This window comes from Achromobacter sp. B7 (assembly GCF_003600685.1).
Classification (GTDB): Bacteria; Pseudomonadota; Gammaproteobacteria; order Burkholderiales; family Burkholderiaceae_B; genus Achromobacter; species Achromobacter spanius_B.
The window spans coordinates 3,763,765-3,784,371 of sequence record NZ_CP032084.1 but is presented as its reverse complement, the minus strand read 5'-3'; the positions used below and the strand labels follow the sequence as shown (position 1 = coordinate 3,784,371).

At 65.8% G+C, this 20,607-nt stretch carries 19 protein-coding genes and 1 pseudogene; 8 read left to right on the top strand and 12 right to left on the bottom strand.

Annotated features, from left to right (window positions below):
• The first annotated feature begins 35 nt into the window (after positions 1–35).
• Together DVB37_RS17040 and DVB37_RS17035 are read left to right on the top strand one after the other, a co-directional pair.
• Positions 36–632 (top strand): NUDIX domain-containing protein, encoded by a 597-nt coding sequence (locus tag DVB37_RS17040; protein ID WP_120156274.1) that lies wholly within the window; start codon positions 36–38, stop codon positions 630–632.
• Positions 633–654: 22 nt separating this feature from the next.
• Positions 655–987: a 2Fe-2S iron-sulfur cluster-binding protein gene (locus DVB37_RS17035; RefSeq protein ID WP_120156273.1), complete on the top strand. Its 333-nt coding sequence runs from the start codon at positions 655–657 to the stop codon at positions 985–987.
• A 215-nt stretch (positions 988–1,202) separates the two neighbouring features.
• On the opposite strand, the gene DVB37_RS17030 is transcribed toward DVB37_RS17035, so the two are convergent.
• The 8 genes and pseudogenes from DVB37_RS17030 to DVB37_RS16995 form a co-directional block, all read right to left on the bottom strand.
• Positions 1,203–1,586: a hypothetical protein gene (locus tag DVB37_RS17030; RefSeq protein ID WP_162941236.1), complete on the bottom strand. Its 384-nt coding sequence runs from the start codon at positions 1,584–1,586 to the stop codon at positions 1,203–1,205.
• Between the two features lie 52 nt (positions 1,587–1,638).
• Positions 1,639–2,337, bottom strand: coding sequence for a thioredoxin family protein (locus DVB37_RS17025; RefSeq protein WP_120156272.1), 699 nt, complete (start codon positions 2,335–2,337; stop codon positions 1,639–1,641).
• A gap of 50 nt (positions 2,338–2,387) precedes the next feature.
• A pseudogene (locus DVB37_RS17020) lies at positions 2,388–2,750 on the bottom strand (SRPBCC domain-containing protein); the annotation flags it as partial.
• A complete protein-coding gene (locus tag DVB37_RS17015; RefSeq protein ID WP_120156271.1) occupies positions 2,738–3,256 on the bottom strand; it encodes a metalloregulator ArsR/SmtB family transcription factor in 519 nt (172 codons plus the stop codon). The gene DVB37_RS17015 and the pseudogene DVB37_RS17020, both read right to left, overlap by 13 nt.
• Positions 3,257–3,322: 66 nt before the next feature.
• A complete protein-coding gene (locus DVB37_RS17010; protein ID WP_046804752.1) occupies positions 3,323–4,633 on the bottom strand; it encodes an MFS transporter in 1,311 nt (436 codons plus the stop codon).
• A gap of 287 nt (positions 4,634–4,920) precedes the next feature.
• Positions 4,921–6,159, bottom strand: a complete 1,239-nt coding sequence (locus tag DVB37_RS17005; protein ID WP_104144393.1) for a hypothetical protein — start codon at positions 6,157–6,159, stop codon at positions 4,921–4,923.
• 14 nt (positions 6,160–6,173) lie between these two features.
• Entirely contained in the window at positions 6,174–6,902 is a 729-nt protein-coding gene (locus tag DVB37_RS17000) for a helix-turn-helix domain-containing protein (RefSeq protein WP_046804751.1), read from the bottom strand.
• Positions 6,903–7,001: 99 nt separating this feature from the next.
• The gene (locus tag DVB37_RS16995) at positions 7,002–7,439 is read right to left on the bottom strand and encodes a gamma-glutamylcyclotransferase (protein WP_120156270.1); all 438 of its coding nucleotides are present in this window, start codon (positions 7,437–7,439) and stop codon (positions 7,002–7,004) included.
• 136 nt (positions 7,440–7,575) lie between these two features.
• Here DVB37_RS16995 and clpB point away from each other — a divergent pair, with 136 nt between their 5' ends.
• The gene (gene clpB, locus DVB37_RS16990; protein WP_046804749.1) at positions 7,576–10,182 is read left to right on the top strand and encodes an ATP-dependent chaperone ClpB; all 2,607 of its coding nucleotides are present in this window, start codon (positions 7,576–7,578) and stop codon (positions 10,180–10,182) included.
• Positions 10,183–10,255: 73 nt separating this feature from the next.
• On the opposite strand, the gene DVB37_RS16985 is transcribed toward clpB, so the two are convergent.
• Complete coding sequence (locus DVB37_RS16985) at positions 10,256–11,917, bottom strand: S-layer protein (protein WP_120156269.1); 1,662 nt, start codon at positions 11,915–11,917, stop codon at positions 10,256–10,258.
• A 112-nt stretch (positions 11,918–12,029) separates the two neighbouring features.
• Positions 12,030–12,731, bottom strand: a complete 702-nt coding sequence (locus tag DVB37_RS16980) for a TetR/AcrR family transcriptional regulator (protein WP_240434156.1) — start codon at positions 12,729–12,731, stop codon at positions 12,030–12,032.
• A gap of 165 nt (positions 12,732–12,896) precedes the next feature.
• On the opposite strand from DVB37_RS16980, the gene DVB37_RS16975 reads away from it, so the two are divergent.
• The 3 genes from DVB37_RS16975 to DVB37_RS16965 are packed head-to-tail and all read left to right on the top strand — an operon-like array spanning position 12,897 to position 15,468.
• Entirely contained in the window at positions 12,897–14,111 is a 1,215-nt protein-coding gene (locus tag DVB37_RS16975) for a Tm-1-like ATP-binding domain-containing protein (protein WP_120156267.1), read from the top strand.
• A 42-nt stretch (positions 14,112–14,153) separates the two neighbouring features.
• Positions 14,154–14,984, top strand: coding sequence for a phosphoenolpyruvate hydrolase family protein (locus tag DVB37_RS16970; protein WP_120156266.1), 831 nt, complete (start codon positions 14,154–14,156; stop codon positions 14,982–14,984).
• 7 nt (positions 14,985–14,991) lie between these two features.
• On the top strand, positions 14,992–15,468 hold the full coding sequence (locus DVB37_RS16965) for an SRPBCC family protein (protein WP_120156265.1): 477 nt from the start codon (positions 14,992–14,994) through the stop codon (positions 15,466–15,468).
• Positions 15,469–15,549: 81 nt separating this feature from the next.
• Here DVB37_RS16965 and DVB37_RS16960 read toward each other — a convergent pair whose 3' ends face one another.
• The gene (locus DVB37_RS16960) at positions 15,550–16,533 is read right to left on the bottom strand and encodes a LysR family transcriptional regulator (protein ID WP_120157536.1); all 984 of its coding nucleotides are present in this window, start codon (positions 16,531–16,533) and stop codon (positions 15,550–15,552) included.
• Between the two features lie 89 nt (positions 16,534–16,622).
• On the opposite strand from DVB37_RS16960, the gene DVB37_RS16955 reads away from it, so the two are divergent.
• The gene (locus DVB37_RS16955; RefSeq protein WP_120156264.1) at positions 16,623–18,095 is read left to right on the top strand and encodes an amidohydrolase family protein; all 1,473 of its coding nucleotides are present in this window, start codon (positions 16,623–16,625) and stop codon (positions 18,093–18,095) included.
• Entirely contained in the window at positions 18,092–19,051 is a 960-nt protein-coding gene (locus tag DVB37_RS16950; protein WP_162941235.1) for a tripartite tricarboxylate transporter substrate binding protein BugE, read from the top strand. Before DVB37_RS16955 ends, DVB37_RS16950 begins: the two co-directional genes overlap by 4 nt.
• Before the next feature lie 157 nt (positions 19,052–19,208).
• Here the strand turns inward: DVB37_RS16950 and DVB37_RS16945 are convergent, their stop codons facing one another.
• Positions 19,209–20,606: a sulfite reductase subunit alpha gene (locus DVB37_RS16945; RefSeq protein WP_120156263.1), complete on the bottom strand. Its 1,398-nt coding sequence runs from the start codon at positions 20,604–20,606 to the stop codon at positions 19,209–19,211.
• Position 20,607 lies beyond the last annotated feature (1 nt).

Here is a 20,607-nt window from a genome sequence, read left to right as displayed (position 1 = left end):
GCCGCCCGCTTGTTTCAACTGACCCAGTTGCCGTCATGACCCGCCCATCTTCCGTTAGCGATACGCATCTTGTCGAAACGCTGGTGAACAGCGAAGCGCCGTTTGAAGGCAGCTTTTTGAAGGTTCGCCGCGATACCGTCAGCCTGCCCAACGGCCACACCGCCACCCGCGAATACATCGTGCATCCGGGCGCTGTCGTGGTGATTCCGTTGCTTGACGACGGCCGGGTTTTGCTTGAACGCCAGTTCCGCTACCCGATCGGTCGCGTCATGACCGAATTCCCCGCCGGCAAGCTCGACCCGGGCGAAGACCCGCTGGTGTGCGGCAAACGCGAATTGCTTGAAGAAACCGGCTATACCGCCGACCAGTGGGCGCATGCCGGCGCGTTGCATCTGGCGATTGCCTATTCCACCGAGATCATCCACATCTTTTTTGCGCGCGGCCTGCGCGCCGGCGACAGGCAACTGGACCAGGACGAATTCCTGGATGTGATCAGCGCCGACCCCAGCGAACTTCTGGCTGCATGCAGCCGTGGCGAAGTCACCGACGCCAAGACCTTGACGTGCGTGTTGTGGATGCAAAACGTCTTGTCGGGCGCGTGGAAGCTGGACTGGCAAGACAACGCCGCCTAGCCGTCACGGCAAGCCAGTCGCCATGGCCGCATTCCCTGTCCTGGTCCAGCCGTCCGGCCTGCGTTTCGATGCCGAGGCGGACAGCTCGGTGCTGTTGGCGGCCCAGGCGGCCGGCATCAAGCTGCCCAGTTCGTGCCGCAACGGCACGTGCCGGGCCTGCATGTGCCTGATGCTGGATGGCTCGGTGACGTACGCGGTCCAGTGGCCCGGGTTGTCGCGGGACGAAAAGGAAGAGGGTTGGATCCTGCCATGCGTGGCCCGCGCGACCTCGGCGCTTGAGATCCAGGCCCCGCTTGCCGAGCCGCTTGCGCCCACGGCGCCGGTCGCGCGCCCGTTGACCGGGGCGCGGCGCTGAAGGCAGCCAAGGAAGCTCGAGCGCCCTGAGCCCGTCTATACGCGCCCTAAGTCCGTCTCTGCGCGCCTTAAGCCCGTCTCTGCACGCCTTAAGCCCGTCTCTGCGCGCCTTAAGCCCGTCTCTGCGTGCCTTAAGCCCGTCTCTGCGTGCCCTAAGCCCGTCTCTGCGCGCCCTAAACCCATCCCTGCACCCCCCTAAGCCCCTCTCTGCACGCCCTAAGCCCATCTCTGCGCGGCCAAAGGCAGTACCGCCATCGCCATGCCTGCCGCCATGCCCAGTACCAAGCCGACAAACGGCGCGGCGCCGGCCGCTAGCGCCATCCCCACGCCCAGCCGTGCGCCGAGCACCATGCCGGCAGCCATCAGCGCGGCGCACAACATGCGCGCCCCGGTCGACGGCACGCCGGGCCAGGGCGCCAGCGCCGCCAGTGCCATCGCGACGCTGGTGGCGGGCATCAGGACGGCATGCCGCCACGCCAACTCCCACCAGGTGCCCGGCGCGCCGCATTCGCTGGCGAGCAAGGGCGCGGGCGTCTGGCGTGTGTCGATGGCCAGCCCGATCAGCATGGCCGCCACGCAAGCCAGCCATAGCCGTGCCATGGCGCGCGCTGCCCGCGTAGCGGCCCGCGCCCTGCTAGCCGCCCGCGCCGCGCTAGCCGCACGCGTGGCAGGCCGACGGGGCGTTGTCGTACCGGTCATGGTGGCGCACCCAGTCGCCCAGGTTGAAGTGCGGGCCGGATTCGTTACGGCCCAGTGGCGCGAATTCCAGGTAGTTGTAGGCGCCCACCAGGCGTTCCACGCCGCGTTCGAACGTTGAATAGGTGTGGAAAATCTCACCGTCCGGGTCACGGAAAAACGCGCTGATGCCTGATCGCTCTTGCACGCTGCCGTCAGCCTGGGCCACCGAGGCCTGCATGTCGAAATTAAAGTCGCAACCTTCGGACGACACCCATGGAAACTGCCAGCCCATCCGTTGCTTGAACGCTTGCAGCTTGCCCAGCGGCGCGCGCGATACGGCAACTACCGACACGTCGTGATGGCGCAGATGCATCATTGCCGCCTCCAGATGGTCGACCAGGAACGAGCAACCTACGCAGCCTTCCTGCCAATCCGGCCCATACATGAAGTGGTAGACCAGCAACTGGCTGTTGCTGGCGAACAGATCGGCCAGGCCCACCGGCCCGTGCTCGCCTTGAAACTGGTAGCGCTTCTGGACCTGTACCCAGGGCAGCTCAAGGCGTTCGCGGGCCAGCGCGTCCTGGTTGCGGGTCAGTGCTTTTTCGCGGGCCAGCAGCGCCAGGCGCGCGGCTTCCCATTCGGGGCGTGATACGACGGCGTGATTTGTCTGCATGATGCGGCTCCTGATGGCGGGCCGGTCCGGCCCGCGGGCGGCAAGGCAACTCAGACGGCGCTTGCCAGGTGATCCGCCAGCCGATCCATGGCGCCCGCCCAGCCGGCTTCGTGGCCGTCTCGGGTGGGCTGATCGACAAACGGGGTTTGCAGGAAGGCCAATTCGGTGCCGCCCTGCGCGGGGGTGAATTCAAGCGTGATCAATGAGGTGTCGTCGGGCGTGTCGCGCCATGCCCAGGTGAACACCAGGCGGCGCTGCGGTTCGACTTCCTGGTACACGCCGCTGGCGTAATGCGCCTGGCCGTCTTCCGTCACAAAGCCCACTTCATAGGCGCCGCCTACGCGCACGTCGGTGTCGGCCTGCAACACGCGCTGCGTGCCGGTGGGGCCGAACCATTGCATTAGCGCTTGCGGGTCGGTCCACGCGCGCCAGAGGCGTTCGGCCGACGCGGTGAAGCGTCGGGTGAGTCGGAGTTCAAGCGGGGCGCTGGCGTCGGCGTCGCGGCCGGCGCTGCGGCGTTGGTCGCGGCCGGAAGTTGCGGCGCTGTCGCTGGGCTTGTTCGGGATGGGGTCGGTGGGCATGGGTGGATCTCCTCGTCGTGATACAGGTATCGGGCCAGTGAATCCAGTTGCCCGGTCCAGAACTTCTCGTAGCGCGCCAGCCAGTCGGATGCGGCCCGCATCGGCTCGGGCGACAGGGTGCAGCTGACCACGCGCCCGTCCTTGGCCCGTGCGATCAGCCCCGCGTCTTCCAGCACCCGCAGGTGCTTCAGGAAGGCGGGCAAAGACATGGCGTGCGGGCGCGCCAGTTCGCTGACGGACGCGGCGCCGTTTTCCAGGTCGGCCAGCACCCGGCGCCGCGTGCCGTCGGCCAGGGCGGAAAAGACGCTGTCCAGCGTGTCATCGTTTAAGTTAACCATAAGGTTAAGTATCCGCCCGGAAAAAAGCCGGCGTCAAGCCGGCGGTGATTGGGAATTTCCCTGACGTCAATCGTGGCGGTGCATGGCGGATTGATGCTTGGTGTCTCGCATCGTGGCATACACCAGCAGGGACACGAAGATCACGCCCGCCAGGTAGTAGTAGAACCATTGCTCGTGGCCTTGCTGCTTGAAGAACAGCGCGATGGCCGGCGCCGTGCCGCCGAAGATCGACACGGTAATGGCGTAGGGCACGGCCACGCCCGTGGCGCGGATGTTGGTGGGAAACAATTCCGCCTTCACGACAGCGTTGATCGATGTGTAGCCCGCCGTGAAAACCCAGGCGCCGCAGATCAGCAGGAACGCGATGAAAGGGGACCGGGTGTGCGACAGGGTCATCAAAATGGGCACGGTCAGCGCCGCGCCCGCAACGCCGAAGAAAATCAGCAGCGGCTTGCGGCCTACCTTGTCGGACAGCGCGCCATACAGTGGCTGAAGGATCAAGGCAAAGATCAACGAGCCGGCGATGATGTAGGTGGTGGTGATGTCGGTAAAGCCCGCCGTCTGGCGAACAAAGGTCTGCATATACGTGGTGAACGTGTAGAACGCAGCCGTGCCGCCGGCTGTCAGGCCAACCACGATGGCGACCTCGCGCGGGTACTTTGTCAGGCCGCGCAGCGAACTCGTTCTGGGCTTGGCTTTTTGTGCCTCTTGCGCCGCTTTATACGAATCGGTTTCCGGCATGTCGCGCCGCATCAGCGCCGTCACGATGGCCAGCAATGCGCCGATCACGAACGGAATGCGCCAACCCCATTGCACCAGTTCTTCATGCGTCAGGAACACGTTCTGCAACAGCAGCAATACCAGGATGGCGCAAAGCTGGCCGCCGATCAGCGTGACGTATTGGAAGCTGGAATAAAAGCCGCGATGTTCGGGGTCGGCAATTTCGGTCAGGTAGGTAGCGCTGGCGCCATACTCGCCGCCCAGGCTCAGGCCTTCGACCACGCGTGCCAGCGCCAGCAGGGCGGGCGCGGCCAAGCCGATCGTGGCGTAGGTGGGCGTCAGCGCGATGATCAGCGAGCCCACGCACATCATCCCCACCGATACCATCAACGACAGGCGCCGCCCGTGCCGGTCTGCAAGGTGGCCGAACAGCCAACCGCCCAATGGCCGCACGATGAAGCCGGCCGCGAACAGCGTGGCCGCATTCAACTGCTGGACGACGGGATCGTGCGAAGGAAAAAAGGCGGGCGCGAAATACAGCGCAAAGGCGGTGTAGGCGTAGAAGTCGTACCACTCGACCAAGTTGCCCATGGAGCCGATGAAGATGGCCTTGATGCGGCGTTTTGCGTCGGGCATGGCCAGATACGTTTGCGTCATGACTGTTCTCAAGGTGAGCTTGTCGGGGAGTCGCCGGACACGCGAGCGCGCCTAGTCCTCGCCCGTCAAGATCGCAAGGTCAGCCGCGAAATGGAACACGCATGGGCAATATGTTGCGCCTGGCCGCCGCGAAATGCACGCGTCGGCAAGGGCGATTCTTTAAGGATGTAGTCAGGTATGCCGCTTGCGGCCAAGGCACATTCCGCCCCATTGCCGTGCATCGGTACGCATCGCACAGCGCGGCGGCAGGCACGCTATAGAGGCTGTTGGCCGCCTCTGTTTGCCACCTATTTGCCGCGCGGCTTGATGATGTCGCACGCGGCGGCGCGATCGTCCGTCTGGGCGTCGCTGCCCAGCAACGCCTGGGCGCCGCAGACCGATGTGAACATGCCCTTGTTGTCATGCCCGACGCCGCCCACCTCGAAGCTGCTGCGATGCAAAGGCACGGGTTTCGGGCCACGCCCGGCCAGCACATATTCGTATTGGATATAGCCCGTGCCACGGGCCAGGCGCGTGGCGCCCTGGGCTTCGGCGCCGCAGGTCTTGTCCAGCAGCCGGTGTTCGGGGTTGTTGTCGGCGCCGCCCAACAGATAGGTGACGTCGCGCGCCGCGTAGCGTACGAACAGCCGGGTATCGTCGGTTTCGCGGGCGTAGGCGGGCAGCTTGTCCGTGCCGTACTTGTACTGGTTATAGGTGGGACAGATGCCGCGTTCGTAGGGCGCATAGCCCTTGCCGTCGGCGCGGGGGCGCTCGTTGGTCAGGTACAGGTAGGACGACGGGTTGGCGATGACGTAGCGCAACGCCAGGCCATCGCGCCGCAGCGCGCCGTCAACGTTGTTCAGGATGGCGTAGCGTTGCACCAGCTGCGCACCGGCGGAGTGGCCGGCCAGCACGATGCCTGCCAAAGCGGGCAGGCGCTTGCGGTCGTCCAGGCTGCGCAGCAGGTCGTCCAGCACCTGGAACGAGGCCACCGGCGCGGGGCGGCCGCTGGCCTGGATGCTTTCTTCGCCGTCTTCCCAACTGGATTTGCGCCACGCGGCCATGCCGCCAAAGCCCGAGTCGATCGACCCCGAAAACCGGGGCGCCAGAATCAAAGTGTCGCGGGCGCGGTCGGGGTTGTGCGACAGCAGCTGCGCGGCGGTGTCGTAGTAGCGGTCGGCGTCGCGCTTGACGCCGTGCACCACGATCAACACCTGCTTGATGTCGCGCAGGTCGTCCTTGGTCAGGTTGCGGTTGGCGTAGACGGGAATCTTGTAGCGATGGCCCGGCTTGCCCAGTTCAACGGGCTGCCAACGCAAGGGCGCGGCGCGTTTGGGCGCGGGCACCGTTTCGTCGTAGTCATAGGGGTCGGGCAAGGGGGTCTGCGCGGGGGCAAGCCTTGGCGCAAGCAAGGCAGCCAGGGCCAGCGACACGCCCAGCGCTACGCCAAGCGCCCGCCAGGAGGCGGGGCGCGTGGTGGGGCCGACGGCGGCACGAACGCTGGCGAGCGCGGCGTGGGCAGCGGACGGGGCAGGCGCGCGTCGCATGGCGCGGCGGGCGTTCAGCAGGCCTCGTGGCCCAGCAGTTGCTTCAGGGCGGGCAGGTCCAGGATGCGGACCTCGCGCTGGTTGATCTTGATCAGGCCTTCGCGCGCGAATCGGGAGAACAATCGGCTGACGGTTTCCAAGGTCAAGCCCAGGAAGTTGCCGATTTCTTCGCGGCTCATGCGCAGCACGAACTCGGTCGACGAATAGCCCAGCGAGGCATAGCGTTGCGACAGATTCAACAGGAAGGCGGCCAGGCGCTGCTCGGAACGCATCGAACCCAACGAGGCCAGCATCTGGTGCGACCGCGTGATCTCGCGGCTCATCAGGCGGCGAAACTGCTGTTGCAGCGAGGGCAGGTGCGCAGCCACGCGATCCACTTCGTTCAGGCGGATGACGCAAACCTCGGAGTCTTCCAGCGCGACGGCGGCGGACACGTGCTTGCCTTCAAGCATGCCGTCCATGCCGACGATTTCGCCCGGCAGGTGAAAGCCGGTGATCTGGATCTGGCCGGTGGCGTCTTCCAGCTGCGTCTTGATGCTGCCAAAGCGCACGCCATAGACAGCATCAAGCGGGTGGTCCAGCGAGTACAGCATCTTGCCTTTCTCAAGGCGTACGCGTTCTTGCACCAGCTCGTCCAGCTTTTCCACTTCGGCGGCTGCCATGCCCACGGGCACACACACGTGGCCCAACATACACGTGGAACAGTGGGCGGCATCCGGGGCGACGGGAACCCGTTTTTGCATACGATGACCTTTATAGTGCCCGTCGCGCCAGGAATGGCGCGTACGGGTGTACAAGCGTGAAGACAAAAAGCATTGTAGTCGGTTGTTACTACGGGCGTCTTACGTGCCCTTGGTTGCCGGACGCGATTGCCGATAGGCGATCCAGTCGTCTGCCGGGATATCCACGGCCAACGCTCGCAGCGACGGATCAATGGGATAGTACTGGCAGTGCACGTCCCGCGCGCCGTTCAGGGGCGAATCCAGGCGCGCGATGGTCTCCCGGCGCACGAAACAGCAGGCTTGCCCGGGTACGTATTCTTCGATCTCGTCCATCAGCGCGATCAGCGCCGGGTCGACCCGATACACATCGCCGCGCACCCGCCGCCCGTCATCCACCGGGATTAGGCCGGGCCATGAGCCGAAGTCGACCAGCATGCCGGGCACCGTGGCCGGGCCTATCCAATGGGCCTCGGGCAGGCCGCGCCGGGCGGCGGCTTGCGCCAGATCATTGATTTCGCCCGTGCGTAGGGTGCCGTAGACGAAAACGTATATGCTCATAAATCGGTTTATCTCGCACGTCGAAGCAGTGAAGTGGGCGGCAGGGTGTTGAAATTTTGTCATCCGGCCACATATTCAGGGTATCGAGCCAGCCGGCACGTATCGGTCAGGCTCTCCAACAAGCCAAACGACCATTATGCGATTCGACAAACTAACCACCAAGTTCCAGCAAGCCCTGGCCGACGCCCAAAGTCTGGCCGCGCGCAACGACCACCCCTATATCGAGCCCGTGCACGTGCTGTCTGCGCTGCTATCCGACCCGGACAGCGGCGCGGGCAGCCTGCTGGCGCGAGCGGGCGTGGCGGTCAACCGCCTGACCCCCGCGCTTGAAGCAGCGATGAAGTCGTTGCCGCAAGTGCAGGGCGACGACAACGTGCAAGTGGGCCGCGACCTGAACGCGGTGCTGACCCGCACCGACAAGGAAGCCGCGCGCCGTGGCGACACCTATATTGCCAGCGAGCTGTTCCTGCTGGCGCTGGCCGAAGACAAAGGCGAGGCCGGCCGCATCCTGCGTGAAGCGGGGTTGCAGAAGAAAGCCCTGGAAGCCGCCATCGACGCCGTGCGCGGGGGCGAAAACGTGTCCGGCGCCGAAGGCGAATCCAACCGCGAAGCCCTGTCCAAGTACACCCTGGACCTGACCGAGCGCGCGCGCCAGGGCAAGCTGGATCCCGTGATCGGCCGCGATGATGAAATCCGCCGCACCATCCAGATCCTGCAACGCCGCACCAAGAACAACCCCGTGCTGATCGGCGAACCCGGCGTGGGCAAGACCGCCATCGTCGAAGGCCTGGCGCAGCGCATCGTCAACGACGAAGTGCCCGAAAGCCTGCGCGGCAAGCGCGTGCTGTCGCTGGACCTGGCGGCGCTTTTGGCCGGCGCCAAGTTCCGTGGCGAATTCGAAGAACGCCTGAAGGCCGTGCTCAAGGAATTGGGCCAGGACGACGGCAGCAACATCGTCTTCATCGACGAGCTGCACACCATGGTCGGCGCGGGCAAGGCCGAGGGCGCGATGGACGCGGGCAACATGCTCAAGCCCGCGTTGGCACGCGGCGAGCTGCACTGCATTGGCGCGACCACACTGGACGAATACCGCAAGTACATCGAAAAGGATGCCGCGCTTGAACGCCGCTTCCAGAAGGTGCTGGTGGACGAGCCCGACGTGGAATCCACCATCGCCATCCTGCGCGGCCTGCAAGAGCGCTACGAGATACACCACGGTGTTGAAATCACCGACCCGGCCATCGTCGCGGCCGCCGAGCTGTCGCACCGCTACATCACCGACCGCTTCCTGCCCGACAAGGCCATTGACCTGATCGACGAGGCCGGGGCGCGCATCCGCATGGAAATCGATTCCAAGCCGGAAGTGATGGACAAGCTCGACCGTCGCATCATCCAGCTGAAGATCGAGCGCGAAGCCGTCAAGAAGGAAACCGACGACGCCTCCAAGCGACGCCTGGGCGTCATCGAAGACGAGCTGGAAAAGCTGCAACGCGAATACAACGACTTCGAGGAAATCTGGAAGGCCGAGAAGGCCGCCGTGCAAGGCACGCAGGCCATCAAGGAAGAGATCGACAGCGTGCGCGCCGAAATGGCGGAATTGCAGCGCAAGGGCCAATTCGACAAGCTGGCCGAACTGCAATACGGCAAGCTGCCTGACCTGGAATCGCGACTGAAGGCCGCCGAAGTGGGCGCCGCGCAGGCCGCGGAAAACGCCGAGGGCGACAATGGCCGTCCGCGTCTGTTGCGCACGCGTGTGGGGGCGGAAGAAATCGCCGAAGTCGTCTCGCGCGCCACCGGTATTCCGGTGTCCAAGATGATGCAGGGCGAACGCGAAAAGCTGCTGCACATGGAGGAATTCCTGCACAAGCGCGTGGTCGGCCAGGACGAGGCCGTGCGCCTGGTGTCGGACGCCATCCGCCGTTCGCGTGCGGGCTTGGCGGACCCGGCTCGGCCTTATGGATCGTTCCTGTTCCTGGGCCCCACCGGGGTAGGCAAGACCGAACTGACGCGTGCGCTGGCCGAGTTCATGTTCGACTCTGAAGAGCACCTGATCCGCATCGACATGAGCGAGTTCATGGAGAAGCATTCGGTGGCGCGGCTGATCGGTGCGCCGCCCGGATATGTGGGCTACGAAGAGGGCGGCTACCTGACCGAAGCCGTGCGTCGCAAGCCGTACAGCGTGGTGCTGCTGGACGAAGTCGAAAAGGCGCATCCGGACGTGTTCAATGTGCTGCTGCAAGTGCTGGACGACGGTCGCCTGACCGATGGCCAGGGCCGCACGGTGGACTTCCGCAACACGGTGATCGTGATGACGTCCAACCTGGGTTCGCATCACATCCAGAGCCTGGCGGGCCAGCCGTACGACGTGGTCAAGGAAGTGGTGTGGGGCGAGCTCAAGCAGACCCTGCGTCCTGAGTTCCTGAACCGTATCGACGAAGTGGTGGTGTTCCATGGGCTGGAAGCGCAGCACATCGAGTCCATCGCCCGGATCCAGTTGCGCCGCCTTGGCGCCCGGTTGGAAAAGCAGGAGATGCGGCTGGAAGTCACCGAGGCCGCGCTGGCGGAACTGGCGCGTTCCGGCTTCGATCCGGTGTTTGGCGCACGCCCCTTGAAGCGTGCCATCCAGCAGCAGATCGAAAACCCGGTCGCGCGCCTGATCCTGGAAGGCAAGTTCGGGCCGCGCGATGTCGTGCCGGTGGATTGGCGCGACGGGGAATTCGTGTTCACCCGCACGTTGCAGTAAACCGGTAGCGTTGCGGTAAACAAAAAGCCTGGCATTGAAAAATGCCAGGCTTTTTTTACGCTCCGTGCAGGACTTACTGCGCAACCGTCACGAACACCGGGTTCGAATAGAACCACAGGTCGTTGTAGTTGCGCGCGTTGATCGCGTTAAAGCGCGCGACGTTGTCGGCCAGGTCCACCTTGGCGTCGGGCAGCGGTTCACCGGCCGCCGTCTCGCCGGTAACGTCAACGCCAAGATTGGTGCCGCGCAAACGCAGGTACTGGCTCTTGTCTGCCGTGATCGTGGTCTTGATGACGTTGTAGCCGTCGGCGTCCACCGTCCAGTCGGCGCGTGTGTAGCGGGCCAGCACACGGGTGGACGGGTTGGTGTCGGCGTCATATCCCGGGGTGCCGGCGGCGGCGCGTGCCCCGACGTCGCCCACGATCAGGTCCACGTGGTTGACGGTGGGCTTGACGTAGGTGGGGTTGCCGCTTTCGATCGGGTATTCGTAATGGTTGCTGTCCGGGCTGCGAAAGCGGATGGTGACTTCCACCTTTTCGCCCTTCGTGGCTTGCAGTTCGCCGCCCATGTGCACGACGCCGGCCGCGCCTTGCGCCTGGAAGTCCAGCGCATCGATCAGGTCGCCGAACACGCCGAAGACCCGGCCGCTTTTCAAGCCGGCCACCACCGCCTTCATGTCGTCGCCGTCCTTCCACACATGCGTCTTGGCGTATTCGCCCGGCGCGTAGCCCGAGCTGTACAGCCCTGAGGCGGTGCGGAAGTGGAAGTCGGAATCGGCCACCGTCCAGATGCGTCGGCCTTCGCCCAGCAGCGCGTCCCAGGTGCCGCCCAGGTGCGCCACCAGATAGTCCACGCCGCCGTACGTGCGGTTGGGCAGGAACGCGTTGGTGTAGGCCGTGGCGTAGCCGCCGCGATCCGGTTCCATCTGGTTGCCGACCATGCCTTCGATGGCGAAGAAGATGCCGGGCGCCAGGTCGTTCATTTCGCGCAGCTGCGCGGCGGTGTACTTGCCCGCGTAACGCGACGGGTGGTTCAGCAGCATGTAGCTGTCGGGGTGCTTGTCGCGCAGCCACGCCAACGCCGCCAGCGAATCGGCATGCGTGGTGTAGGCGCGCGTCTGGCCCGCCAGGCGCGACACCAGCAAGGGGTCGAACAGGGCAGGGGCGCGGTTGGTGAACAGGTATTCGAATTCGGCCACGGCTTGCAGCGACTTGTCCGACAGCGGGTCGTCGGTGCCGATGCCGATGTTCACGTGGTCATGCGTCGGCATGTCCCATTCGAACGACGAGAAGATGATCTTGTCGGCATAGCGCCCGGCGGCCTGCGCGGTCTTGATGAACGGCACTTCATACTGCGCCATGCCGGTGGAAAACGGGATGGCGCCGCCTGCCAGCGTAGTGCCGGTATGGTCGCGTCCCGATAGCCGCAGGTGGTTTGAAATGGCCGCCCAGTCCAGCTTGTAGCGGTCAAAGGCCTGGTCCAGCGCGCTTTCCAGGCTGACCTGCGCGTCGTCGGACTGATAGGTGTGCACGTGCAGGTCGCCCGTGGTCCAGGCGCCGGTTTCGACGGGCTTGGTGGGCTCGACCGGCGGCGCCGGCTCGGTCACCACAGGCGGGGTGGGGGGCGCGACGGGTTCATCGTCGTCGTCGCTGCCACCGCAAGCGCTCAACAAGGTGACGCAAGCCAGCGACAGGGGCAAGATGGCCCGCCGCACGCGGGATACTTCGAACTGCATGGACACACTCCAACGTCTGGCGACCCGCAGCGGCGGGCCGCAAAACGCCGAACTATGCCCACGACGAGTGACGCGGGCATGACAGCAGGCCACCGCGATACGACGCGGGTGCCTAACGCTTGCGCGTGCTGCCGCCCTTGGCCTTGCCCACGCCCGAGCCCGCGCCGGTGCCCGCGCCGGTGCCCGCTTCGGCGAGCGCCTGCGTGATGATGGCGTTGGCCGTCCAGCGCACCACGTCCGTGACGGCGGGCAGGTCCAGTTGCCAGATGTCTTTCAACACCAGGAACACTTCGGTGCCATACACCAGCGAAAGCGCTTGCGCCACGCGGTCCTGTTGCGCGGATGTCAATGTCTGCGCCAGCGGCGCGATGGCGCGCTTGAGGATGTCGACGCGATGGCCGCGCACCAGTCGAGGCTCGGCGGCGTCCTTGCCGGCGCTGGCTTGCGCATGCTGCTGTAGCGACACCATGATGGCCGCGCGCAGCGGCGCTTCGTGGGACGCCAGCCGGGGGTAGGCAAAGCGCAGCAGTTCGTCGACACGGGCGGCTGCGTCGGACGAGTCGGAATCCCAGGCGAGGATGGGGCCCAGGCTTTCGTCCACCACGGCCGCGATCAATGCGCTTTGGCTGGGAAAGTAGCGATACGCGGTTGCGCGCGACACCTTGGCATGTTCCGCCAATTCCGCTACCGACGGGGTGATGCCCTGGGCCATCAGCTGTTGCGCTGCGTCCAGCAAGGTCTTGCGCATGCGGGCGCGTGGCCCGTGCGGCGGTTCGCCGCTGGCCTCGGCCTGACGGCTGGCGGGCGCGATCAGCCGGGCTGTGCCGCTCGTGGCCGAACGGCTGGCCGGGACGGCGGGAGTTTGACGTGAGACAGGCGTCTCAGTATGATTCTTTCGTCTCATTTCTTGATTCTACACAGGCCTTCAGGGCCTCACATATCGAGGCGCGCACCGAGTGTAGCCGCCCGCGGAGGAGCCATGACGCATTCGAACCGGCGGGTATTTGTTGCCGCCACCTATGACACCAAGGGCCAGGAAGCCGAGTACGTGGTGGACCTGCTGCGCCGCGACGGCGTGGACGTGGTGTCGGTGGACGTGTCCACCACGGGCGCGCCCAGTGCCGCGCAGATTCAGGCGCGCGACGTCGCCGCCAGCCACCCGGGCGGGGCGGAAGCCGTGTTCACCGGTGATCGCGGCACGGCCATCGCCGCCATGGCGCTGGCGTTCGAGCGCTACGTGGCCGGCCACGCCGGCATCGGCGCGCTGTTGGGCCTGGGCGGCTCCGGCGGCACGGCGCTGATCGCCCCGGCCATGCGCGCGCTGCCCATCGGCACGCCCAAGGTGATGGTGTCCACGATGGCATCGGGCAACGTCGCGCCCTATGTCGGCCCGTCCGACATCGCGATGATGTATTCCGTGACCGACGTGGCCGGGCTGAACCGCATTTCGCGCCGCGTGCTGGCCAATGCGGCGGGGGCCATTGCCGGCGCGCATCGCATGGCCGCGGCTAGCGCCACCGCCGATGATGGCCGCCCCGCCGTGGGCATCACCATGTTCGGCGTCACGACGGCCTGCGTGCAGCAGGTGACCCCGCTGCTGGAATCGCGCTATGACTGCCTGGTGTTCCACGCCACGGGCACGGGCGGGCAGTCGATGGAAAAGCTGTTGGACAGCGGCTTGCTGGCCGGCGTGCTGGACCTGACGACCACCGAAGTCTGCGACTTTCTTTTTGGCGGCGTGCTGGCCTGCACGCAAGACCGCTTCGGCGCCGTGGCTCGCACGGGCGCGCCCTATGTGGGGTCTTGCGGCGCGTTGGACATGGTCAATTTTGGCGGCATGGACACCGTTCCCGAGCGCTATCAGGGCCGCCAGTTCTATCCGCACAATCCGCAGGTGACGCTGATGCGCACCACGGTCGAGGAAAATCGACGGCAGGGCGAGTGGATCGCCGAGAAGCTGAACCAATGCAATGGACCCGTGCGCTTCTTGATACCGGAAGGCGGCGTATCAGCGCTGGATGCACCGGGCCAGGCGTTCTGGAACCCCGAGGCCGACGCCGCCTTGTTCGCGGCGCTTGAGGCCAATGTGGTGCAGACCGCCGACCGCCGCCTGGTGCGCGTGCCGTGCCATATCAACGACCCGCTGTTCGCCAGGACGGCGGTGGACCAATTTCTTGACATCGCTACCCGTTGAATTCGCTACCCCTTGAATTCGCTACCCATTAAGGAAGGCCCCATGCCGCGTTTTGACCGTAACGAACTGCTGGACAAGTTTCGCGCCATGGTGCGCGCCCGCACGCCTATCGTCGGCGGTGGCGCGGGCACGGGCTTGTCGGCCAAGTGCGAGGAAGCGGGTGGCATCGACTTGATCGTCATCTATAACTCGGGCCGCTATCGCATGGCGGGACGCGGCTCGCTGGCCGGCTTGCTGGCCTACGGCAACGCCAACGAGATCGTGGTCGACATGGGCCGCGAAGTGCTGCCGGTGGTCAAGAAGACGCCCGTGCTGGCCGGCGTGAACGGCACCGATCCGTTCTGCGATTTCGATGTGTTCCTGGATGACCTGACACGCCAGGGCTTTGCCGGCGTGCAGAACTTTCCCACCGTCGGCCTGATCGACGGCACGTTCCGCGCCAACCTTGAAGAAACCGGCATGGGCTACGCGCTGGAAGTCGACATGATCCGCCTGGCCCATCAAAAGGGCATGCTGACTACGCCGTACGTTTTCAACGAGGACGACGCCGTCGCCATGTCGAAAGCGGGCGCGGACATCATCGTGGCCCATATGGGCCTGACGACGGGCGGGTCCATCGGCGCGGAAACGTCGCAGACGCTGGACGATTGCGTTGCCGCCATCGACCGCATTGCCGATGCCGCGCTGGCGGTGCGTCCGGATATCATCGTGCTATGCCACGGCGGGCCCATCGCCACCCCCCAGGACGCCGCTTACGTGCTGCGCCACTGCAAGCAATGCCATGGTTTCTACGGCGCCAGTTCGATGGAACGCCTGCCCACGGAACTGGCCTTGACCGCCGCCACCCGCGAATTCAAAAACCTGACCTTCTGAGGTGCTCATGTCGCATACCGTCTTCGTCAGTGCCGTTGTCCACGCACCGCTTGAACAGGTGTGGCCGTGCTTTCGCGATTTCAACGGCCTGGCCGCCTGGCATCCGGGCGTGGCGCAAAGCCGCCTGGAAGCGGACGGGCGCCATGACGCGGTGGGCAGCGTGCGGTATCTGGCGCTTGAACCATCGGGCTTTGTGCGCGAACAGTTGTTGATGCTGGACGACCCCAACGCGGCGCTGCGCTATTCGATCATTGAAACCGACCTGCCCATGCGCGACTACACGGCGGGCGTGTCCTTGCATCGCATCACGCAGTCTGAGCAGACATCGGGGCAGCCATCGGGCGAACACACGCTGGTGCAATGGTGGGCGGACTTCCGTGTCGAAGGCGCCGAGCTTGCCGATGTGGCCCATGCCGTGGGGCAGAATGTGTTCGCGGCGGGCCTGGCGGCGCTGGACGAAAAGCTGCGCGCCGGCCAGGCATAGCGGATAGCGCAGTCGCCTCCGCTAAGCCAGCGGCATCTCGGTCAGCGGCATTTCGGTCAGCGGCATTTATTTCAGCAGCATTTAGGTCAGCGGCATTTCGGCCAGCGTCTTGCGGCTGGCAGGCACGCGCTTGCACCCGGCGGGCAGTGGCGCGCCGCGCAGGTAATCGTGGATCGCGCGGATCAACGCCTGCGCCGCCGGACTGGTCGGGTATTCCTTATGGCGGATGACGCACACCGTGCGCACCACCGTCGGGCGCGCCAGCAGCGCATAGGCCAAGCCGGGTTCCTGTACCCGGGCGGCGGCCAGCGCCGGCAACAGCGCCACGCCCAGCCCGGCCTTGACCAGCGCCGCCTGCGACGTGGTGCTGGACGCTTCGTAGAACGGTGCGCCGGCCTCGATCGGCAAGTCGGCGCGGGCGCGCAGCAACGCCATGATGCCGGTTTCGTCCACCACCCCCACCAATTTGCGCCCCGCCAGGTCCGACCAGCGCATCGTGCCGTCCCGCCCCGGCTTCAGATGCGGGTCATCGGCCCGGTACAACACGCCGAAGCGGTCTTCCAGCAAGGGTTCAAAGTGCAGACCGGGCGCATCGGCCCACCGGCTGGTCAAGCCGAAGTCCACTTCGCGCGCCGCCACCTTGCGCTGGATGCGGCCGGAATTGTCGTCGCTCAGGTATAGGCGCACGGCGGGATATTGGGCCGCGAATGCGGCCGCCGCCGGCGCGATGATTTCGGTGATGGCCGATGGCGCGGCGGCCACGCCCACGCGCCCGCGCTCCAGCGCGCCATAGCGCACCACGTCTTCGATCACGCCATCAAAATCGGCCAGCAAGCGCATCACGCGCGGCAAAAATTCTTCGCCCGCCGCGGTCAGCAGCACGCGCCGGCTGGTGCGCGCGAACAGCTGCGTGGCCAGCGCGTCTTCCAGCTGGCGCACCAGGCTGGTCACGGACGATTGGGTCTGGAACAGCCGCTTGGCGGCGTGCGTGAAGCTGGATTCCTGGGCCACCGCGACAAACGCGGTCAGGTGCTTCAAGGTGACATGCTTGGGCAGGCGATTCATTTCAAACCACGATAGATGGATCAATAAAAACAATTTTTCCAGATTGATTGGCCGGACGATACTAGGGGCTTCATCCAGGCAGGACGAACATGCAACACGGAAAATTGGATCTGATCATTGAAGGCGGCTGGGTCATCGATGGCCTGGGCGGCCCGCGACGGCTGGCGGACGTAGGGGTGAAAGACGAACGCGTGGCGGCCATCGGCGACCTGGCCCAGGTCCAGGCCACGCGCCGCATCGATGCGCGCGGCAAGATTGTGGCGCCCGGGTTCATCGATTCGCACGGTCACGATGACTTGATGTTCGTGGAAAAGCCCGGCTTGCCGTGGAAGACCAGCCAGGGCATTACGTCGGTGGTGGTGGGCAATTGCGGCGTCAGCGGCGCGCCCGCGCCCTTGCCGGGCAATACGGCGGCGGCCTTGGCGCTGCTGGGCGAAACGCCGCTGTTTGCCGACATGCACGCCTATTTCGATACCCTGCGCGCGCAGCAACCCATGATCAACGTCGCGGCGCTGGTGGGCCACGCCAACCTGCGCCTGGCCGCCATGCGCGACCCGACCGCCACGCCAACGCCGGACGAGCAGGACACCATGCAGCGCATGCTGGACGATGCGTTGACGGCCGGCGCGGTGGGTTTCAGCACAGGGCTGGCCTACCAGCCGGGCGGCGCCGCGCAACAAGATGAACTGGACGGCCTGGCCCGCGTGGCGGCCGCGCACGGCGCGCTGCACACCAGCCACATCCGCAACGAAGGCGACGAGGTTGAAGCCGCCGTGGACGAGGTGCTTTCCGTCGGGCGCAACACGGGCTGCGCCACGGTGCTGTCGCACCACAAGTGCATGATGCCGCGCAACTGGGGCAAAAGCCGCGTCACGCTGGCCAACATCGACCGCGCGCGCGCCGAGGGCATCGACGTGGCGCTGGACATCTACCCGTATCCCGGCAGCTCGACGATCCTGATTCCCGAACGCGCCGACAGCATCGACGACATTCGCATTACGTGGTCGGTACCGCATCCGGAATGCAGCGGCGAATCGCTGGCCGACATTGCCACGCGCTGGGGCTGCGACAAGACGCAGGCCGCGCAGCGGCTGTGTCCGGCAGGCGCCATTTACTTCGCTATGGACGAGACCGAAGTGCAGCGCATCTTTCAACACGAATGCTGCATGGTCGGGTCGGACGGCCTGCCCAATGATGCGCACCCGCATCCGCGCCTGTGGGGCAGCTTCACGCGGGTGCTGGGCCGCTATGTGCGCGAGGCCGAATTGCTGACGCTTGAAGCCGCCGTGGCCAAGATGACGGCGTTGCCCGCGCGCGTGTTCGGGCTGTCCGGGCGCGGCCAGCTCAGCGTGGGCGCCTGGGCGGACATCGTGGTGTTCGACGCGGACACCGTGGCCGATTGCGCCACCTGGGACGCGCCGACGCTGCCGTCCATTGGCGTTGAACACGTGCTGGTCAATGGCCAACCGGTATTCCCGGAAACGCCGGGCATGAACCGCCCCGGCAAGATCTTGCGGCGCGAAGCCACATACAAAAACCCCAAGGAGACAAACCCATCATGATGCAAAAGACATTGATTGCCCTGGCGCTGGCGGCGCTGTTGCCCACCGCCCACGCCGCGTTCCCGGACCATCCCATCACCCTTATCGTGCCGTTCCCGGCGGGTGGCCCCACCGACATCGTCGGCCGTGTCGCAGCGGCCAAGGCGGGCGAGATCCTGGGCCAGCAGATCGTGGTGGAAAACCGTACCGGCGCGTCCGGCACCATCGGCATGGCGGCCACGGCGCGCGCCAAACCCGACGGCTACACCGTGGGCCTGGCCACCGTCAGCACGCACGGCACCGCGCCGCACTTGTTCCCCAACCTGGCCTACGACCCGGTCAAGGATTTCACGCCGATCAGCAACCTGGTCACCAGCCCCAATATTCTTAGCGTCAACCCGAGCTATCCGGCACGGACGCTGGCCGATTTTGTGGCGCACGTGCGCGCCAATCCGAACAAGGACGGCTACGCCAACGCGGGCGCGGGCGGGGTGAACGACTTGGGCATGATCTGGTTCTTGCAGATCATCGGCGGCAAGATGAACAGTATTTCGTACCGGGGCTCGGCGCCGGCGTTAACCGATACGGTGGGCGGCGTGGTACCGGTCATCTTCGATAATTTCCCGTCGTCGCTGCCGTATGTGAAAAGCAAGCATCTGCACGCGCTGGCCATCACGGGCACCGAGCGCAACCCGCGCCTGCCCGATGTGCCGACGTTCGCCGAGCAGGGTTACAAGGACTACGACGTCACGGCCTGGTACGGCGTGGTGGGCCCGGCCGGCATGCCCGCCGATGTGCGCGACAAGCTGGCCCAGGCGTTTGCGCAAGCCGTGCGCGACCCGGCCACGGCGGCGAAGATGGAGGAAACGGGCGCCTTTGCACTGGGCAATACGCCGGCGGAATTCGCGGAACAAATTCGCACGGAACGCGACCGCTGGAAGACGGTGATCGACCGCGCGCAGATCAAGCTGCAATGAGATCTGGCTGTGATGCGGGCCGGCTGTGATGCGATCAAGCTGCGATGCGATCAAGCTGCAATGAGATCGATCCGCGCGAGATCAAGCCGCAATCAGCAACTGGGGCCGGGCTGCGGCAGGTCCCGGCTGCGATAGTGTCGGGCGCAGCGCCGTAGCCTTAGTACACGTCGCGCCGGTAACGGCCGGCGTGCAGCAACGCCTGCAAGGCGTCGTCGCCCAGCACGTCTTGCAGTGCCGCGTCTACCCCGGACGCCATGCCTTGCAGGCTGCCGCAGACGTAGATGGCGGCGCCGTCCGCCACCCAGGCGCGTAACGCATCGGCTTGCTCGCGCAGCACGTGTTGCACGTAGCGGCGCTGGGCTTGGTCGCGCGAATAAACGGTGTCCACGCGTTCCAGCGTGCCGTCGGCTTTCCAGACGTCGATGTCGGCGCGGCAAAATGCATCGTGCGCGGCGTTGCGTTCGCCGAAGATCAGCCAGTTGCGTCGATGCCCCGCCGCGCGTCGCGCCTTGATCAGCGCGCGCAGCCCGGCCAGCCCGGTGCCGTTACCCACCAATATCATCGGACGGCCATCGTCCGGCGCATGGAAGTTGCGATTGGTGCGTACGCGCAGATCGATCTGATCGCCCACCTGCGCCACCTGTGTCAGCCAGCCGCTACCTACGCCCAGGCCGCCGTCTGCCCCGGGCATCTGGCGCACCAGCAGGTCAATGGCCCCCTCTTCCGGCAGCGACGCAATGGAATATTCGCGGTGTGCTTGCATCGGCCCGCCGCGTTCCAGCCGGGGGCCGATTTCCGCGATATCGCCAGCCAGCCAACTTGGCTTGCCGTGGGCCGGCGGGGTTAGCGTCAACAGGTAGCATGGACCGCCCGCGCTGCCGGGGTTTTGCAGCGTGCGCGCTGCGAGCCGCCACGGTTCGTAGTCCGGCGCCTGCCAATCGGGCAGGTCGCTGCGGCCGGTCAACAGGCTCAGGTGATGTTGCCAGTGGCGCAGCGCAGCGGGGTCGCCGTTGTCCACTTCCACCATGTCGAACAAGGGGGTGGCGCCCTGGGCGTGCAGCCAGTCGTTCAGCTGATGCCCAAAACCGCAGAACCGCGTGTATTCGCTATCGCCCAGCGCCAGCACCGCAACCTGCACACCGGCCAATGCCCGGGAGGGCGCGGCCTGCATCTGGCTGGCAAAGGCGGCCGCGGCGTCGGGCGGATCGCCTTCGCCATAGGTGCTGACCACGAACAGCACGCGGCGGTAGGCGGGCGATTGCCCCGACAAGCGCGCCACATCCAGCTGCCCCAGCGACGCCACATGCACCGTCAGGCCGCCCGCGCGCAGTGATTGCGCGGTTTGTTCGGCCAGGGCCTCCGCATAGCCGGTCTGGCTGGCATATGCGATCAGCACGGCATCGGAATCAGAACCCCCGTCGGCGTTCAGGCTCAAGGCGGCCAGCGCCCGCGCCTGGCTGGCCTGATGCCGCCGCGCGCGGCGCCACGCCCACAGGCACAGCAGCAGCCACACTGCCACCACGCACGCTGCGGCGAACAATCGGGTAGGGCTCATC

Coding starts and splice junctions, on each gene's coding strand:
- DVB37_RS16945 (WP_120156263.1), bottom strand. CDS start 20,606: ATGAGCCCTACCCGATTGTTCGCCGCAGCGTGCGTGGTGGCAGTGTGG.
- DVB37_RS17010 (WP_046804752.1), bottom strand. CDS start 4,633: ATGACGCAAACGTATCTGGCCATGCCCGACGCAAAACGCCGCATCAAG.
- DVB37_RS16985 (WP_120156269.1), bottom strand. CDS start 11,917: ATGCAGTTCGAAGTATCCCGCGTGCGGCGGGCCATCTTGCCCCTGTCG.
- DVB37_RS16965 (WP_120156265.1), top strand. CDS start 14,992: ATGTCGCATACCGTCTTCGTCAGTGCCGTTGTCCACGCACCGCTTGAA.
- DVB37_RS17000 (WP_046804751.1), bottom strand. CDS start 6,902: ATGCAAAAACGGGTTCCCGTCGCCCCGGATGCCGCCCACTGTTCCACG.
- DVB37_RS17030 (WP_162941236.1), bottom strand. CDS start 1,586: ATGGCACGGCTATGGCTGGCTTGCGTGGCGGCCATGCTGATCGGGCTG.
- DVB37_RS16955 (WP_120156264.1), top strand. CDS start 16,623: ATGCAACACGGAAAATTGGATCTGATCATTGAAGGCGGCTGGGTCATC.
- DVB37_RS17040 (WP_120156274.1), top strand. CDS start 36: ATGACCCGCCCATCTTCCGTTAGCGATACGCATCTTGTCGAAACGCTG.
- clpB (WP_046804749.1), top strand. CDS start 7,576: ATGCGATTCGACAAACTAACCACCAAGTTCCAGCAAGCCCTGGCCGAC.
- DVB37_RS16970 (WP_120156266.1), top strand. CDS start 14,154: ATGCCGCGTTTTGACCGTAACGAACTGCTGGACAAGTTTCGCGCCATG.
- DVB37_RS16995 (WP_120156270.1), bottom strand. CDS start 7,439: ATGAGCATATACGTTTTCGTCTACGGCACCCTACGCACGGGCGAAATC.
- DVB37_RS17025 (WP_120156272.1), bottom strand. CDS start 2,337: ATGCAGACAAATCACGCCGTCGTATCACGCCCCGAATGGGAAGCCGCG.
- DVB37_RS16975 (WP_120156267.1), top strand. CDS start 12,897: ATGACGCATTCGAACCGGCGGGTATTTGTTGCCGCCACCTATGACACC.
- DVB37_RS16950 (WP_162941235.1), top strand. CDS start 18,092: ATGATGCAAAAGACATTGATTGCCCTGGCGCTGGCGGCGCTGTTGCCC.
- DVB37_RS16960 (WP_120157536.1), bottom strand. CDS start 16,533: ATGAATCGCCTGCCCAAGCATGTCACCTTGAAGCACCTGACCGCGTTT.
- DVB37_RS17035 (WP_120156273.1), top strand. CDS start 655: ATGGCCGCATTCCCTGTCCTGGTCCAGCCGTCCGGCCTGCGTTTCGAT.
- DVB37_RS17015 (WP_120156271.1), bottom strand. CDS start 3,256: ATGGTTAACTTAAACGATGACACGCTGGACAGCGTCTTTTCCGCCCTG.
- DVB37_RS17005 (WP_104144393.1), bottom strand. CDS start 6,159: ATGCGACGCGCGCCTGCCCCGTCCGCTGCCCACGCCGCGCTCGCCAGC.